At 36.5% G+C, this 16,256-nt stretch carries 17 protein-coding genes; 5 read left to right on the top strand and 12 right to left on the bottom strand.

Features of this window, described 5'->3' with window-relative positions; genetic code table 11:
* Positions 1–102 precede the first annotated feature (102 nt).
* The 9 genes from JDW14_06265 to galE form a co-directional block, all read right to left on the bottom strand.
* The gene (locus JDW14_06265) at positions 103–1,086 is read right to left on the bottom strand and encodes a bifunctional oligoribonuclease/PAP phosphatase NrnA (GenBank protein QQD64933.1); all 984 of its coding nucleotides are present in this window, start codon (positions 1,084–1,086) and stop codon (positions 103–105) included.
* 23 nt (positions 1,087–1,109) lie between these two features.
* On the bottom strand, positions 1,110–1,271 hold the full coding sequence (locus tag JDW14_06270) for a hypothetical protein (GenBank protein ID QQD64934.1): 162 nt from the start codon (positions 1,269–1,271) through the stop codon (positions 1,110–1,112).
* Positions 1,272–1,294: 23 nt separating this feature from the next.
* Positions 1,295–2,614: a CBS domain-containing protein gene (locus JDW14_06275; protein ID QQD64935.1), complete on the bottom strand. Its 1,320-nt coding sequence runs from the start codon at positions 2,612–2,614 to the stop codon at positions 1,295–1,297.
* Between the two features lie 216 nt (positions 2,615–2,830).
* A complete protein-coding gene (dinB, locus tag JDW14_06280) occupies positions 2,831–3,952 on the bottom strand; it encodes a DNA polymerase IV (protein ID QQD64936.1) in 1,122 nt (373 codons plus the stop codon).
* Between the two features lie 26 nt (positions 3,953–3,978).
* A complete protein-coding gene (locus JDW14_06285) occupies positions 3,979–4,617 on the bottom strand; it encodes an MmcQ/YjbR family DNA-binding protein (protein ID QQD64937.1) in 639 nt (212 codons plus the stop codon).
* Positions 4,618–5,067: 450 nt separating this feature from the next.
* Entirely contained in the window at positions 5,068–6,234 is a 1,167-nt protein-coding gene (locus JDW14_06290; GenBank protein ID QQD64938.1) for a nucleotide sugar dehydrogenase, read from the bottom strand.
* Positions 6,235–6,297: 63 nt separating this feature from the next.
* Positions 6,298–7,668, bottom strand: coding sequence for an LCP family protein (locus JDW14_06295; protein ID QQD64939.1), 1,371 nt, complete (start codon positions 7,666–7,668; stop codon positions 6,298–6,300).
* Positions 7,669–7,716: 48 nt separating this feature from the next.
* Positions 7,717–8,625 carry a hypothetical protein gene (locus JDW14_06300; protein QQD64940.1) on the bottom strand — a complete coding sequence of 303 codons (909 nt, stop codon included), beginning with the start codon at positions 8,623–8,625 and terminating at the stop codon, positions 7,717–7,719.
* A gap of 15 nt (positions 8,626–8,640) precedes the next feature.
* Positions 8,641–9,657, bottom strand: coding sequence for a UDP-glucose 4-epimerase GalE (galE, locus tag JDW14_06305; GenBank protein QQD64941.1), 1,017 nt, complete (start codon positions 9,655–9,657; stop codon positions 8,641–8,643).
* Between the two features lie 327 nt (positions 9,658–9,984).
* Here galE and JDW14_06310 point away from each other — a divergent pair, with 327 nt between their 5' ends.
* Genes JDW14_06310 through galU form a run of 5 tightly spaced genes read left to right on the top strand, consistent with a single transcriptional unit; the run spans position 9,985 to position 14,032 of the window.
* Entirely contained in the window at positions 9,985–10,431 is a 447-nt protein-coding gene (locus JDW14_06310; protein QQD64942.1) for a flavodoxin, read from the top strand.
* 20 nt (positions 10,432–10,451) lie between these two features.
* On the top strand, positions 10,452–11,693 hold the full coding sequence (locus JDW14_06315) for an aminopeptidase (GenBank protein QQD64943.1): 1,242 nt from the start codon (positions 10,452–10,454) through the stop codon (positions 11,691–11,693).
* A gap of 28 nt (positions 11,694–11,721) precedes the next feature.
* Positions 11,722–11,994: a hypothetical protein gene (locus tag JDW14_06320; GenBank protein ID QQD64944.1), complete on the top strand. Its 273-nt coding sequence runs from the start codon at positions 11,722–11,724 to the stop codon at positions 11,992–11,994.
* On the top strand, positions 11,994–13,127 hold the full coding sequence (locus JDW14_06325; protein ID QQD64945.1) for a glycosyltransferase: 1,134 nt from the start codon (positions 11,994–11,996) through the stop codon (positions 13,125–13,127). Before JDW14_06320 ends, JDW14_06325 begins: the two co-directional genes overlap by 1 nt.
* A complete protein-coding gene (galU, locus tag JDW14_06330) occupies positions 13,124–14,032 on the top strand; it encodes a UTP--glucose-1-phosphate uridylyltransferase GalU (protein QQD64946.1) in 909 nt (302 codons plus the stop codon). Before JDW14_06325 ends, galU begins: the two co-directional genes overlap by 4 nt.
* Positions 14,033–14,242: 210 nt before the next feature.
* Here the strand turns inward: galU and JDW14_06335 are convergent, their stop codons facing one another.
* The 3 genes from JDW14_06335 to JDW14_06345 all read right to left on the bottom strand — a co-directional run bounded on the left by JDW14_06335 (position 14,243) and on the right by JDW14_06345 (position 16,255).
* A complete protein-coding gene (locus JDW14_06335) occupies positions 14,243–14,689 on the bottom strand; it encodes a D-tyrosyl-tRNA(Tyr) deacylase (GenBank protein ID QQD64947.1) in 447 nt (148 codons plus the stop codon).
* 1 nt (position 14,690) lies between these two features.
* Entirely contained in the window at positions 14,691–15,626 is a 936-nt protein-coding gene (locus JDW14_06340; GenBank protein ID QQD64948.1) for a VOC family protein, read from the bottom strand.
* A gap of 116 nt (positions 15,627–15,742) precedes the next feature.
* Positions 15,743–16,255, bottom strand: a complete 513-nt coding sequence (locus JDW14_06345) for an adenine phosphoribosyltransferase (protein QQD64949.1) — start codon at positions 16,253–16,255, stop codon at positions 15,743–15,745.
* Position 16,256: the final 1 nt, after the last annotated feature.

Consider the following 16,256-nt stretch of genomic DNA (forward strand, 5'->3'; position numbering starts at 1 on the left):
TAATATGCCCCTAAATAGCAATAATGAAATAATATCCTATCTCAATACTATTTAAGGAGCATATCTATAGCTCTTTAATTATTTTTACACTCTCATACCCAACTACGCCAACCCATTCTCCGCAACATATTCAACAGCTGCTGCTTTCATCTCAGCAATAATTGCTTGAATTTCTTCTTCACTATACGCATTAGCACCACTTGCCATAGGGTGTCCACCACCATGATGATTCGCAGCAATGCCATTGATAACTGGCCCTTTAGAACGAATACGGCAACGATAGAAAAAGTCTTCTCCGTCTTGTTCCACAAAAGTCACCCAACAATAGACCCCTTTAATGCGTGACGCAATATTAACGATACCATTTGTTTGCTCTTCTGTTATACCAAATTCTGCTAAATGTGTTCGGTCAATTCGTAAAAATGCCATACCTGACGGGTCAACAACTAAATGCTCATAAGCGAATGCTTGAAATTTCAGTTCTTCTAATGTCGTTAATTGGAATGTGTCATTAATTTCAAAGGCATTGATACCTTGTTCTAATAATCGGCTAGTCAACTGATGCGTCATCGCTGTCGTTGCATTATATAAAAAGCGACCGGTATCTCCTACAATTCCAGCATACAATAGTCGTGCTGCCTTAGCATTTAATGGTAGACGATGTTTCAATTCTTCACTCATCGCTGTCAATAACTCACTGCACGAACTCGCTTGTGGATGCACAATTTGTAAATCACCATACTGTTCTACATCGGGGTGATGGTCAATTTTAATTAAGGCTGCCCCTAAAGTATAGTGTTCGCCGTCAATGCGTTCTTGGTTAGCAGTATCGACTACAATAACTAAAGCATCTTGATAATCTTCTCGTGTTACTTTATCCATTTCGCCCAACCACGCTAAACCTTGCGTTGTCGTTCCTGCTGCGAATACTTTCTTTTGTGGATACGTTGCTTCAATCAAATATTTAAGTCCTAATTGTGAACCAATCGCATCTGGGTCAGGTCGTTTATGACGATGAATGATAATACGTTCATATTGTTTCAACAATTGATAAAATGCGTTTGTTTGTTCTGATAATAAGTACATATCGTTTCCTTTCATTTGTTCCATTAACTTCGTTCAATAATTTGACTAGTGACAATCGCTTTAGCTGCTAAAGTATTTTCATGATACACATCTACTTGAACGAGTGCACTGCGTCGATTATGGTGAAATACTTCTTGTTTCAACAATTGATAAAATGCGTTTGTTTGTTCTGATAATAAGTACATATCGTTTCCTTTCATTTGTTCCATTAACTTCGTTCAATAATTTGACTAGTGACAATCGCTTTAGCTGCTAAAGTATTTTCATGATACACATCTACTTGAACGAGTGCACTGCGTCGATTATGGTGAAATACTTCTACTTTAAATTGCATCTCATTGTCTATCTGCAATAAATTAAAGTAATTCAACTCAAATTTCTCAATAATATTATTAAGATTGGTGACTTCTAATACTTGACGTTGTGCCACTTGTGTAATTAACTCACATAGAACACCATACGAAATCGTACCTAAATTGTTAATCATCTGCGGTTGAACACGTGCTTGATAGCGATAACCAGAATAACGGTTCGTTGCTTCAGTCGCTTGCAAATGTACCACCACATCGTCTTCAAAAGTATGCACAATTTGTGGCTGTTGTTGTACTGTATGCACTGCTTTCATCACATCTTGTCGTGACACAACGCCGAGCAATTGTAAATTATCAGCTACTACTGGAATCATTTCAATATCTTCCCAAATCATCTTATGCGACACACTGGCAATACTCATGTGCAACTTTACCGTTACAGTATCTCGTGTCATTACTCGGTCAATTAACACATCTTCTTCACGTCCGATTAAATCTTTTGCTGTAACAACTCCAATCAGACGGTTATTGTATACCACCGGAAAACGTGATAATCCTGTTTCATCTGATAATTGATGAAAAGTTCTAACCGTATCTTGTGCTGTCAATGCTTTTGATTTTTCGATTGGCATGTAAATATCTTTAATCGTCAAAATTTCCTTTTTAATCAATTGGTCTGAAATAGAACGGTTAATCATTGTTGCAACTGTAAAGGTATCATAAGACGTTGAGATAACGGGTAAATTGCGTTCATTTGCTAAATCAATAATTGATTGTTTCGCTGTAAAACCACCGGTAATCAACACAGCTACATCATGTTCGAGTGCCAACTGTTGTACTTCTGTTCGGTTTCCGACAATAATCATCGAATGTTCACTGAAGTAACGCATCATCGCATCTTTTTTCATCGCTCCGATAATAAATTTACTTAAATGACGATTAAGTCCTTTTTCCCCACCCAAGATTTCGCCGTCAATGATACGAACAATCTCTTTAAATGTCAGCATATCGGTCATGTATTTCACTTTTTGTTCAATGCGAATAGTACCGACACGTTCAATAGTCGAAACAAGCCCCACAGATTCTGCTTCTTTAATCGCACGATACGCTGTTCCTTCACTCATCTTGAGTTTTTTAGCAATGCCTCGTACTGAAATTTTATGTCCAACTGGTAATGTTTTAATGTATTGCATGATTTGTTCATGTTTCGTTGCCATAATTTCTCTCCTTATTCTGCTGAAATGACGTTCACTTCGCATAACTCTTGAAGTTTTCTCTCACTATGTTTTATTCTAAAAAGATAACGCTTGCTCAATTATGTACATTATAACAGTTTTTTATTAAAATTCCAATTTGCTATCATGACTATATAACAGCTCATAATTTCGGCAGTAAGCAAAAAAGTTGGCACTGCTCTCAGTCCCAACATTTGCTTACAACTCATCAATGCTCAATTGAATCGTCATCGATTCCGGTTCAACTAAATTCGACACCGATACTCCTAACAACCGAATTGATTTATCAAGATTACCATGCAATTGCCACAGTTGCTGTGCAATTTGATAACAATTTTTAGCGTCATTAAAATATTCGACCACCTGTTGTTGACGAGTGATAGTTTCAAAATCATCATATCGTATTTTTAAAGTCACTAAGTTCGTTAAAACTCCTTTGGCTTGGACTTTTTCCATGACACGCTCGCATAAGCGTTGAATATGGTCGAGCACTTGTGCTTCCTGTTCTAAAAATTGACTGAATGTTCGCTCACGACCTATCGATTTGCGACTGCGTTGATTGCTGACCGGTGCATCATGAACACCACGCACTTTATGATAGAGCGAGTACCCCATTTTGCCAAAATGTTGAATTAACGTATCAAACGATGTATTATACAAATCTTCGCCTGTCTTAATGCCTAATTCATGAAAATGCCCCACTGATTTTTTACCAACGCCATAAAATTTTTCAATCGGTAATTGCTTTAAAAATGGCACCGCCTGTTCTGGAGTCACCAGTGTAATACCTTTTGGCTTGTGAAAATCCGATGCAATTTTAGCAATAAATTTATTATAGGATACTCCAATCGAACACGTTAACTGCAAAGTATCCCATATTTCTTGTTGAATCATGCGTGCTAATTTAAGAGCACTCCATTCACCTAAATGATTTTCGGTTACATCTAAATAGGCTTCATCTAATGATAAAGGTTCGATTTTATCCGTATATTTTAAAAATATTTGACGTATTTGATTGGAAACTTCTTGATAATACTGCATATTTCCTTGAATAAATACGGCTTTGGGACATAATTTATAGGCTTTCATCGCAGGCATCGCCGAGTGAATACCGTATTGTCTAGCAATATAATTACACGTCGACACAATTCCTCTACCCTCTGTTAAATTGGGGTGCTTGGCAATGACAACTGGACGATTTTTTAATGCTGGATTATCGCGCACTTCAATACTGGCATAGAAAGCATCCATATCGACATGTAAGATTTTACGTGATGTATCCGGTACTGGTTCAGCAAAGGTTAACAATCCATATTGCATACTTTCCCTCCTTCATAATTTGGTAACTAATGAGATACTAAATGATAACTCTGTTGAATCATTGACATTATGGCTTCGCTAATTGTATTTTCACGTAAATAAATGGACAGCCAATGCTTTTTATTCATGTGGTAAGCAGGGAAAAACGTATGGTAATCAATACGAGCCTTAATTGTTTCAGGTGGTAATTTAATATTTAAAATCGATACATTCTCCTTTGTATCTAATCCTATTTTTTCACCTGAAATTTCCGTATACAAGGCAAACCAACTACCATTTATTTTAAAAGTTGAAAAATTAGGCGATTTTTCCCATGGTCGCTCAATTTGTGCCTGCGGAAATTGTTGGCTTAATAATGTTTCCATGCGTTCTTGCGTCATGTGTTCGTTCGTCGACCATTCTAATAATTGCTGCTGAATTAATTCTTTGATACGTTCGGCATTCGAATGATTCGTTTGATAAAAAGGTAACCAGACATCATCAAATTGTAAATCGATGACTTCAATAGATGTTCCAGTTTGAGTCACCGTTATGTTCACACTCAACTGTGGTGCTTCATCAAATTGTAGTTTTTTTCTCACGAAATTCTCTTGCACGTCAAAACCTTTGCTCTGCCATGCTTCATTATCGAAATCACTCAATCGTAATTGCTTAGTAAACATCATCTATCACCACCTTGTTAATTAAAATATAGTACTTAGTTCCATTGTCGCACTATATGGATAACGGCTCCAATGAGCTGAAATGACGTCCACTTCACAAAACACCTCTGTGCGTTATCACGCACTCCGGCATTTTGCTCCAGTGGTTCATTTCAAAACGCTCATTGTCGCACTATGTTAATTCCGGCTCGTTCGGACTGCCTCGACGTCCACTTCGCATAGCTCTTGAAGTGCTTTGGCACTTCTTCGACCTCTGCTCCAGTGATTCAAGGCAGAACGTCCTCTCTCGCACTATGTGAAAAAAACAGGTTTGAAACATACTTTCAAACCCATTTTGATTCATTATGTTTGTTAGGCTTATCTTGGCATTCACTTCACAAAATCCCTATATGCACTAACCTTATGCAAGAATTTTGCCCCATTTGTTCCAATCAGAGCAATCTCGCTCCTACCTTAATTTTCATTGAAAATATCTCGTGTATAAACTTTATCCACTACATCTGCTAAGGCATCTGAGTGTCGGTTCGCTAAAATGATTTGTGCTTGTTCTTTGAAATTCGCTAACTGAGGTTCAACACGATAGCCTTCAAATTCATCTACTGATAAAGTTGGCTCATAGATGATAACTTCAATTCCTTTAGCACGTAATAATTCCATTACGCCTTGAATTGATGATTCTCTAAAGTTATCTGAACCGGTCTTCATCGTCAAACGATACACACCGACACATTTCGGCTTCAATTTAATGATTTGATTGGCAATATGCGATTTACGTGTCGCATTCGATGATACAATCGCTTCAATTAAATTATTCGGCACATTAGTATAATTCGCTAATAATTGTTTCGTATCTTTTGGTAAGCAATATCCGCCATAGCCAAATGACGGATTATTATAATGCGTTCCGATACGTGGGTCTAATCCAACTCCTTGAATAATCGACTTCGTATCCAACCCTCTCACTTCAGCATAAGTATCCAACTCATTAAAGAACGATACTCGCATTGCTAAATAGGTATTCGCAAATAATTTTACTGCCTCTGCTTCTGTCGAATTCATCAACAAAATTTCGACATTTTCTTTCAACGCACCTTCTAATAATAAATCAGCAAACGCTTGTCCTTTTTCTCCTTGATTGCCAACGATAATGCGTGACGGATATAAATTATCATACAATGCACGACCTTCACGCAAAAATTCCGGTGAAAAAATAATCGTTAAATTAGGATACAACTGTTGCATTTTCTCAGTGAATCCAACTGGAATCGTCGATTTGATGACAATAATGGCGTTCGGATTTAAAGTTGCGACCTGTGTAATCACACTTTCAACTGATGTCGTATCAAAATAATTTGTTGTTTCATTATAATTGGTAGGCGTCGCAATCACAATCCAATCAGCTTTTTCATAAGCAAATTGGGCATCATCTGTCGCAGTTAAATTCAATTGTTTATTCGATAGATAGTCTTGAATTTCATTGTCAACGATATGTGCTTGACGTCGGTTAATTTTTTCGACAATCGTTGGATTAATTTCTAAAAGCGTAACCTCATGATGTTGTGCGAACAAAATAGCATTGGATAAACCAACGTATCCAGCACCCACTACGGTAATTTTCATATTTTTCCTTCTTTCACTTTAATAAACATTGAAAAATCAGCAGTATTGCTTTCTATTTTGACATTATTCTTCACTCGGTGCATTACCAACCGGATCTGCCACCGACTCAACTGGTGTTTCCGGTATCTCAGGTTCAGTCGGTTCTACTACTGGTGGGGCTATTTCTGATATAGCCGGATCAGTTGGAACTGGTGGTGAGGTAATTAACGTACTATTTTCAGACTGTGAAATTGGCGGTGTCACCACTGGTGCTGTCCAACCACTGCCTACTTCATTGTAATTACTCACTGACGGATTCGTATAGTTATCATAATTATAATAATTTTCTTGTTGTCGAATCGTTTGAACCAATTGTTGTGCCTCATTAATTTCATCAATTTGTGCTTGCGATAAACCACTTGGATATTGATTCATCACAATTGTCGTCGTCTTCGTTACTGGTTTATCCGAATCGGATAATGGGTCTTTCAACGTATTCGCCGTAATGACTGGTAAATCCGTATGTTGCCTTAATTCATTCGCAACTTTTAAACGGTCGCTCATCGGAATGTAAAAATAAAAAATTTCATCAAAGTAAATTTCTTGAAACTTTTCAAAGCGAAGTGCACTAATATTATTTAATGCTGGCATATATTTAGGATAGACCGACAACAATGTTGAAAAATCAAAGTTCGTTCTAACATTTTTCGCCACAATTTTTAATAAGTCTGAATAATATGAAATGGAGTTAACAGATAATAATTTATCCACAATCGCCTTAATCACAATTTTTTGTCGATTTTGACGACCAATTTCACCTTGTGGGTCATCGTATCGCATTCTTGCAAAATTCATCGCTTTGACTCCATTGACTTGACGTGTTTCTCCTTTTTTAAAATTCGTGCCACGATAGGTAAAAGTTAATGGACTCGTCACTTCAATTCCACCAATCGCATCAATCAATTGCTCTAATGCCGACATATCGACAACAGCATAGTAGTCAATCGGAATATTTAAAAACTTTTGTACCGTGTCAATCGACAATTGAGCACCACCAAAGGCATAAGCATGGTTGATTTTGTCCGGAGTGGAATAACCGTCTATATAGGTCAAGGTATCACGTGGAATGCTTAGCATTTTAGTCGATTGCAATTCAGGATTCAAACTGACAATCATAATGGTATCAGAACGGCTTACATATCCTTCAGACTCTAAACGTTCAATATTATTACCATCTGTTCCGAGCAATAAAATATTAATCGGATCACTATTGGTAATTTCTACTTTTTTTTCACGAATCGGTTGTATCGCTACTTCTTCTACCACCGATTGTTTTAGTCCTTGAATATCATGGTTGATTTTATAAAATAAACCGACACCTGCAATGATGACTACTGCAAGTAATACCAGCAATATCTTTATTACGCTGATTTTGCCCTTTTTATTCTTAAACATGCTGATCTTCCTTAATTAAACTCATGATTTCTCTCTCCAATCCATCACTCACTCTTCACTCATTAATCTTTGGATTTGCTGACGTACTTCATCTTGATTCGCTGTTGAAATCATTACATGAGTAGCATTATCAAGCGATTGCTGCCAACTTAGTTGGCTTAATCGTAAAAACTCTTTCCAAGTAATAGAACTATTAATCGCTGTATCTGCTGCTTCAAAATAATATTGCCAATTTAAAAAATGCTGCCAATCGAATAGCTTTTTCCGTAAACTATCCATTACTTCTATTTGTCGTTGTGCAGTTAGTTCATTGGTTTCATCAGAATCATGTAAAATATATTGTAATACTTGCCTAGTTGAAAGTAAAGTTTCCTCGCCTGCTGTAATGACTTTGTCGTCAAGTTGTAAATTAGTTTCCGCCTGAATCGCCAACCCTTGTAACTTTTCAAATAAAGGTCTTGCATGCGATAGATTATATAATGTGGCATATTGCACAGGAGTATTGATGAGTGTTTCAATTTGAGATTGAATTTGTATCATTTCCTTGCGTGGATTATATTCAACCAGTGTTTTATCACCGATTTTGAGTTCCGGAGACAGACTAAATTGAATACTCTTTTTAGTCTGTGGATTAATAGCTGTTAATTGCCAAGCAATCGCTTGTTCCGGTTGGATTCTTCCAGCGTCCGGAAAAGCCATACCGACCGTCAAAATAACGGTCGGCTGGGATTGCATCATCGCATGTTCATCTTCCATTTGCCATTCAGATTGGTATAAAAATTGGTTATAATAATGCGATGCTCGCTGATACTTTTGATACGCGAAGAAAAATAATATTACTAAAACAATCATCGCAATAAATCCTGTAATGAACGGATTTTTACGTTTCGGTCGTTTTCTTGGTGCAATGGTTTGACCAATGGTTTGGTTTCTACTAACTGGTTGTGATTTCTTCATCGTATCACCAACATACTATGCACCATATCCTTGTGGATTGTTTGATTGCCATTTCCATGAATCACGGCACATATCTTCTAATGTTTTTTCAGTTTTCCAGTTCAACTCACGATTGGCTGCAGTTACATCTGCATAGCATACTGCCACATCACCCGGACGTCGCTCGCTGATAACGTGTTTGACTTCTATTTCATTCGTACGTTCAAACGCATGAACTAAGTCCAATACACTATACCCAACACCTGTACCTAAATTATAAACTTTAACACCTTTTTGTTGCTCATTTTTTGCTAATGCACGAATATGCCCTTTCGCCAAATCAACGACATGAATATAATCACGAACACCAGTTCCGTCATGCGTATCATAGTCATTACCAAAAACTGTCAATTGCTCACGTTTTCCAACTGCCACTTGCGTAATATATGGCATTAAATTATTCGGAATCCCTTGTGGGTCTTCTCCAATGCGACCTGATTCGTGTGCTCCGATTGGATTGAAATAACGTAAAATCGTAATACTCCATTCATTATCTGACACTGCCAAATCTTGTAATAGATGTTCATTGACTACTTTTGTATAACCGTACGGACTATTTGCTGTATCAGCTGGCATTGTTTCAACTAATGGTGACGGATTATTTAATCCATACACCGTTGCAGATGAACTAAAGACAATATCTTTAACACCAAATTCTTGCATCACTTCTACTAACGCAAGTGTTCCCTCAATATTGTTATGATAATAAGCTAACGGTTTAGCAACAGACTCTCCTACTGCTTTATATCCTGCAAAATGGATGACAGATTCAATTGTATTTTCTTTAAAAATTTCACGTAATGCATCACGATTTAAAATATCAGCTTCATAAAATTTAAAGGTTTTACCTGAAATTTCTTTAATTCGTTCTAATACGGCTGGTTTACTATTATAAAAATTATCGACAATCACAACTTCTTTATCTAGAGCTAGTAATTCAACAACTGTATGACTACCAATATATCCAGCTCCACCTGTTACTAATACTGCCATATAAAACACTCCCCTATACGTTATGTTTTTCTTTTCAATACTAATCATAATATTTAAAAAAACTTACTGTCTTGATTATAACATTTTTCAAAGACTTCTCAATGTTGAACCCCTAATTTTTTAGAAAATTTAACGTATCAAAACTTTTAGCAAAATTATTATGCCCTATGATTAAAAGTTTGGTATAATAAGTCTATATATTTTCATATTGAATTAGAAATAGGTACTTCGATAGTAGGCATAATGATACATAGCTATACAGTATCATCAACCTACAAGACGTTAATTATCATTATCGAACACCTTACTTAAAGGAGGAATATACAATTGGCAGAAGCACTAATCGTTTTCGCTAGTCTTACTGGTAATACTGAGCAAATGGCTGATATTGTAGCCGAAGCACTTGAAGCAAGAGGGATTGACGTTGAAATCGTTGACTCAATGCAAGCCGATGCACAAGATTTTTTAGATTATGACATTTGTATCGTGGGTAGCTATACCTACGGTGTAGACGGCGTACTACCTGATGAGATGATTGATTTTCACGAAGAATTAGGTGAATTAGATTTAACAGGGAAAATTTTTGGAGTCTTTGGTTCAGGCGATGATTTTTATGACTATTTCTGTGCAGCTGTTGACTTTTTCGAAGACCAGTTTATTAAAACAGGTGCAACAAAAGGTGGCGACAGTGTCAAAGTAAACTTAAATGCAGAAGATGAAGACATCGTCAACTTACAAGCATTAGCAAATGCTATTGCAGATAAAGTGGAATAATTTAGAAAGCAGGTTATTAAATGGTATTAGAAAACTTCAATCAATTATTAGATAAATACGCAAAATTATTAGTAGGTAAAGGATTAAATGTTGGTAAAGGTGACCATGTCATCATCAGTTCAGATGTAGAACAAGCTCCACTCGTTCGCTTATTGACAAAACATGCTTATGAATTCGGTGCTGCTCATGTTAAAGTAAGCTGGATGGACGATGAATTAGCACGTTTAGCTTATACACATCAAAGCATTGAAACATTGACAGATATTCCACAATATAAAATTGACGAAAGCCATTATGACATTGAAAAACGTGCAAAACGTATTGCCCTACGTTCTGGTAATCCAAATGCCTTAAAAGATGTCAACCATGAAAAATTAGCGGCTACTGCAAAAGCCACTTCGAAATCTCTTGAAGCACAACGTATTGCGACACAAGCAAATGTCGTTAGCTGGCTTGTTTGTGCTGCTGCTGGTCAAGAGTGGGCAGAATTAGTATTTCCTAACTTAGAATCAGCTGAAGCAAAATTAGATGCATTATGGGATCAAATTTTCAAAACAACTCGTGTTTACGAAGCAGACCCAATTTCAGCTTGGAATGCACATGAAGCCTTATTGAATACCAAAGCGGATTACTTAAATGAGCAACAATTTGATGCCTTACACTATACTGCACCTGGTGTTGATTTTACAGTTGGTTTACCTGCAAATCACGTTTGGGAAAGTGCTGGCAGTGTCAATCAACAAGGTGAAATTTTTATCGCTAATATGCCGACTGAAGAAGTCTTTACTGCACCGGATTATCGTCGTGCAGACGGCATTATTAAAAGTTCAAAACCATTAAGTTACAATGGTGTCGTAATTAAAGATATGACCTTTACTTTTAAAGACGGTCAAATCGTTGATGTTAAAGCAGCTCAAGGTGAAGAAACGTTACGCAAATTAGTCGAAGAAAATGACGGTTCTCGCTCATTAGGTGAAGTAGCATTAGTGCCACATAGTTCTCCTATTTCTCAATCGAATGTGACATTTTATAATACTTTATTCGATGAAAATGCGTCAAATCACTTAGCAATCGGTTCAGCTTATGCGACATCTGTTCAAAATGGAACTAAAATGACACAAGATGAATTACAGGCTGCTGGATTAAACCGTTCTAATGTCCATGTTGATTTTATGGTGGGAACAGCAGATATGAATATTGACGGTATTACAAAAGACGGCGAGCGTGTAGCGATTTTCCGTAATGGTGAATGGGCGTTCTAGTCAAAAACGTAAATTGGAGGAAATAGGCATGAAAGACAAAATAAACCACGCTGAAGCAATGGAAAAAGAAATTAGTAAACAAATTGATGAAATCGATAAACATCTCGATCGTGGAGGCTTACTTTCACTTATTCTTGTTGTCGTGGCGATTTTTGTCATTGGATATTGGATCATTGACTTTTTTAGAATTCGAGATGACAATCCTGCCCTTTCTGTCCAAAGTCAAGTCGAATTAATGGAACGAATTGACGAACTTGAGCAACGGATAGAAACGCTCGAGTTACAGTTAGGAGTTGAGTAATGAACATTTTACATATTAATTCTTATTACTCTACTTCTGGTTTATTTAAGCAATTATATGAGCGTCAAGTTGAAGAACAATATAATATTCAAGTTTATGTGCCGATTTCACATCAATATCCAAGCGATCGTATCGCTGCGACAGGTGACTATACATTAGTAAGTCGCAATCATCATCATTTCGATCGTTATGTCTTTCACTTGAAACATCATCGCATACTGAAAGATTTAAAGCAGCAATACGACAGTCAAGCCTTTGATTTAGTTCATGCACACTCGCTATTCTCAAATGGGTGGTTAGCATATCAATTTACAAAGAAAACAGATATTCCATATGTTGTAGCTGTTCGCAGCACCGATATTCGTACTTTCTTTGATAAAATGCCTTGGTTAAAAGCTATGGGGCTCAAAATTTTAAAACATGCGGCTAAAATTATTTTTATTTCACAAAATAATTTTAATGAAGTTTTTGACCACCATATTCCAAATTTTATGAAAGACGAGTTATTAGCAAAATCACAAGTAATTCGCAATGGGATTGATGCTTTTTGGCTCGACAATCGTTATGAGAATCGACCTGTTGGTTTCCACCACCCTATTCGTATGGTATCGGTAGGGAAAGCCATTCCCGAAAAGCGTTTTGTACAATTAGCTGATATGGTCAAATCTTACAACGATAATATTCATCCAATCGAGCTGCATGTAATTGGTCCCGCTTGGAATCCAAAAATTGTTGAGCAACTTAATAATCATCCAGTTGTACACTATCATGGACCAAAATCAAAAGAAGCCTTACTCGATTTTTATCGTCAAATGGATATATTTGCACTATTATCTTCACCTGAAACATTTGGTCTAGTCTATCCTGAAGCGATGAGTCAAGGACTACCGGTTATTTATAGTAAAAATGAAGGATTTGATAGTTTCTTTCAAAATCATCAAATAGGCGTCAGTGTTGATAAAAATGATGAACTTGCTTTTATTAAGGCGATTGATTATATTTTAAACCATTACGATACACTATCCCAACAAGCACTTGTCGGTGCTACTCAATTTAACTGGGACACGATTCATCAAGAATATAAAATATTGTATGAGCAAATCATGAATAGTGGAAAGGAACTAAAAGAATGAAAAAAGTTAGAAAAGCCGTCATTCCTGCAGCTGGTTTAGGTACACGTTTTTTACCTGCAACTAAGGCAATGGCAAAAGAAATGCTACCAATTGTCGATAAACCAACCATTCAATTTATTGTCGAAGAAGCGATTGCTTCTGGAATTGAAGATATTTTAATCGTAACTGGAAAAAGTAAACGTTCAATTGAAGATCATTTCGATGCTAATATTGAATTAGAAGAGCATTTAGCAAAACAAGGGAAAAACGATTTATTAGAATTAATTAAACAAAAAACAAATATTAATTTATTCTTTGTGCGTCAGCCTTATCCAAATGGTCTTGGTCACGCTGTATTACAAGCGAAAGCCTTTGTTGGTGATGAGCCGTTTGTCGTAATGCTCGGTGACGATTTAATGGACAGCGAAGTGCCATTAACGAAACAATTAATTGATGTTTATAATGAAACACATGCGTCTAATATTGCAGTTATGGAAGTAGACCCTGCCGATACTTCAAAATACGGTATTATCGACCCAGAGCGTGAAATCAAAGACGGTGTCTATAACGTGCAACGCTTTGTTGAAAAACCAAAACCGGAAGAAGCACCTAGTAATTTAGCAATTATCGGTCGCTACTTATTGACACCAGAGATTTTCAATCTTTTAGAAAATCAAGCTCCAGGTGCTGGTGGCGAAATTCAATTAACCGATGCCATTGATACACTCAACTTAACGCAACGTGTCTTTGCGAAACGCTTTGACGGCAAACGATACGATGTGGGTAGTAAAATCGGCTTCTTAGAAATGAGCATTGAATACGGATTGAAACATCCTGAAATTTCACAAGAATTAAGTGATTATATTATTAAACTTGGGGAAGAATTAAGTTCTGATGACAATACTTCAGCAACAGAAGAAGAATAACATCATACAAAACGAGAGCATCAGCCTGTTTCGATTGAAACGACTGATGCTCTCGTTATAATTTTCTGACAGTTTTAAGCAAAGATATGTGTCAAGCCGACTTGGTCTAGCATTAATAGAAATAAAACTAGCGTAATCACAGATAAAGCACCTGCAATTTTAGCTTCGTGGGGTGTCATCGCTTTTCTTTTTGCTTGCTAAATCAAGTTTCTATTTATTTTTTGAATCCAAAATAATGGTGACTGGCCCATCATTGATGAGTGACACTTGCATCATCGCACCAAAAATACCCGTTTCTACTGTAATCCCTGCTTGACGTAATCGCTCATTAAATTGTTCATACATCTCATTAGCAAATTCTGGTCTAGCTGCATCAGTGAAACTAGGACGATTCCCTTTTTTCGTATCAGCATACAAAGTAAACTGACTAATCGACAAAATCGAACCTTTCACATCTTGCAGTGATAAATTCATCTTTTGATTTTCATCTTCGAAAATACGCATATTAATAATTTTACGTACACAGTAATCAATATCTTCTGCTGTATCATCATGTGTCACGCCGACTAATAACAATAGACCGACCCCACTTTGCCCAACCATTTGATTATCGACAGTCACCTGACTTTTTTGCACTTTTTGAATTACTACTCGCATATTATAAATCCTCTACTACTTCAATTGATAATAATAGGCCGGAATTGTCATAAGCCATAATTTTATCGTCTTCAATCCAATAAGGGTATGGCTGTTCATCTAATTTTTGAACTAAGTAATCATAAATTGCTTGATCCTTAACACCCCAACGAATCATTCTCACGCCTTGTTGTCCGTCTGTTATTTGTGGTAAATCCTCACCTTGCCATGTGTTCCCGGCAATATGATGATGATACGTTCCTGATGCTAAAAATGTCGCACGAGCATCATTGTTATTCGTAATCGTTAAATTTAAAATATCATGATAAAAATTATTTGTTTGTGCAATTGAGCCAACAACAAGGTGAACATGACCGATTTTTACCGATTCATCGAAACCATTATACGTTCTATCTCCTTGTTCAAATATCTCAACCGTCGGAAATTCTTTTGTCGTCATCATCACCGTACCGTCAGCACTTAACCATTCTTCTTGTGGCTTGTCTTTGTATAATTCAATACCATTTCCCTCCGCATCTGGCAAATAAATCGCCTCATGCGTTCCGTGGTCAGCAAAACCATCCATGATAGCCGCATTTTTCAATAGATGACGCAAGACTCCTCCTAACTGTTCTCGTGTTTCATAAACAAAGGCAACATGGTATAAGCCTGTTGTCGCACTTTTTTCTGATGTTGCTGGGAAAATTTCTAATAATGTACGACCATCACTTGTTCCTAGACGATAATACATCGCTTCTTCATCCGATTCTAACAATGACATTCCAATCATTTCTTGATAAAAAGATGCTAACCCACTAGGGTCTAAAGCATTTAATTGATAACTTAATGGAACAAGTTCAGCCTGAAAATCAAAAGTTTCAGGTGCCGCTTCAACCTTTAAGACACTACAAAATCCTATCATCATAATGCTAAATATAGTTTTTAATATTTTTTTCATATATTCTCCTATTCTGAATGTAATAAAAAGAGAAGTATCAGAATCATCATCCAGTAGAAAACTAAGTTACCGAAAACGTCATTGATTTTGATACTTCAAGATTTTCACTTCTAAAATTAATAGTTCATTAATGTTATATAGTCATAACCAGCCAACAATTCTTTTCCTTTTAAGTCATCTAATTCGATTAAGAATGCACAGCCTGCTACAACACCACCTAATTTTTCAACTAAATCAATCGTTGCTTTAATTGTCCCACCAGTTGCTAATAAATCATCCGTAATTAAAACACGTTGACCTGGTTTAATCGCATCTTCGTGAATCGTTAAGGTATTGCTACCATATTCTAATGAATAGTCTACTTCAACGACTTTACGTGGTAATTTACCTTTTTTACGTACTGGAACAAAGCCAATTTCTAATGCATAAGCAACTGGACAGCCGACGATAAAACCACGTGCTTCAGGTCCTACTACCACATCAACTTCTAAATCTTTAGCATAGTTGACAATTTGTTGTGTCGCATAAGAAAAGGCTTTTCCGTCTGCCATTAATGGTGTAATATCACGAAAGATAATGCCTTCCGAAGGATAATTATCAACACGTGCAATATATTGTTTTAAATCCATT

The organism is Aerococcaceae bacterium zg-252, from assembly GCA_016237705.1.
Taxonomy (GTDB): domain Bacteria; phylum Bacillota; class Bacilli; order Lactobacillales; family Aerococcaceae; genus Globicatella; species Globicatella yangjingiae.

What these genes read in the sequence shown, in the direction of transcription:
- JDW14_06265 (QQD64933.1), bottom strand. Translation starts at nt 1,086, where the DNA reads ATGTACTTATTATCAGAACAAACAAACGCATTTTATCAATTGTTGAAA.
- JDW14_06270 (QQD64934.1), bottom strand. Translation starts at nt 1,271, where the DNA reads ATGTACTTATTATCAGAACAAACAAACGCATTTTATCAATTGTTGAAA.
- JDW14_06275 (QQD64935.1), bottom strand. Translation starts at nt 2,614, where the DNA reads ATGGCAACGAAACATGAACAAATCATGCAATACATTAAAACATTACCA.
- dinB (QQD64936.1), bottom strand. Translation starts at nt 3,952, where the DNA reads ATGCAATATGGATTGTTAACCTTTGCTGAACCAGTACCGGATACATCA.
- JDW14_06285 (QQD64937.1), bottom strand. Translation starts at nt 4,617, where the DNA reads ATGATGTTTACTAAGCAATTACGATTGAGTGATTTCGATAATGAAGCA.
- JDW14_06290 (QQD64938.1), bottom strand. Translation starts at nt 6,234, where the DNA reads ATGAAAATTACCGTAGTGGGTGCTGGATACGTTGGTTTATCCAATGCT.
- JDW14_06295 (QQD64939.1), bottom strand. Translation starts at nt 7,668, where the DNA reads ATGTTTAAGAATAAAAAGGGCAAAATCAGCGTAATAAAGATATTGCTG.
- JDW14_06300 (QQD64940.1), bottom strand. Translation starts at nt 8,625, where the DNA reads ATGAAGAAATCACAACCAGTTAGTAGAAACCAAACCATTGGTCAAACC.
- galE (QQD64941.1), bottom strand. Translation starts at nt 9,657, where the DNA reads ATGGCAGTATTAGTAACAGGTGGAGCTGGATATATTGGTAGTCATACA.
- JDW14_06315 (QQD64943.1), top strand. Translation starts at nt 10,452, where the DNA reads ATGGTATTAGAAAACTTCAATCAATTATTAGATAAATACGCAAAATTA.
- JDW14_06320 (QQD64944.1), top strand. Translation starts at nt 11,722, where the DNA reads ATGAAAGACAAAATAAACCACGCTGAAGCAATGGAAAAAGAAATTAGT.
- JDW14_06325 (QQD64945.1), top strand. Translation starts at nt 11,994, where the DNA reads ATGAACATTTTACATATTAATTCTTATTACTCTACTTCTGGTTTATTT.
- galU (QQD64946.1), top strand. Translation starts at nt 13,124, where the DNA reads ATGAAAAAAGTTAGAAAAGCCGTCATTCCTGCAGCTGGTTTAGGTACA.
- JDW14_06335 (QQD64947.1), bottom strand. Translation starts at nt 14,689, where the DNA reads ATGCGAGTAGTAATTCAAAAAGTGCAAAAAAGTCAGGTGACTGTCGAT.
- JDW14_06340 (QQD64948.1), bottom strand. Translation starts at nt 15,626, where the DNA reads ATGAAAAAAATATTAAAAACTATATTTAGCATTATGATGATAGGATTT.
- JDW14_06345 (QQD64949.1), bottom strand. Translation starts at nt 16,255, where the DNA reads ATGGATTTAAAACAATATATTGCACGTGTTGATAATTATCCTTCGGAA.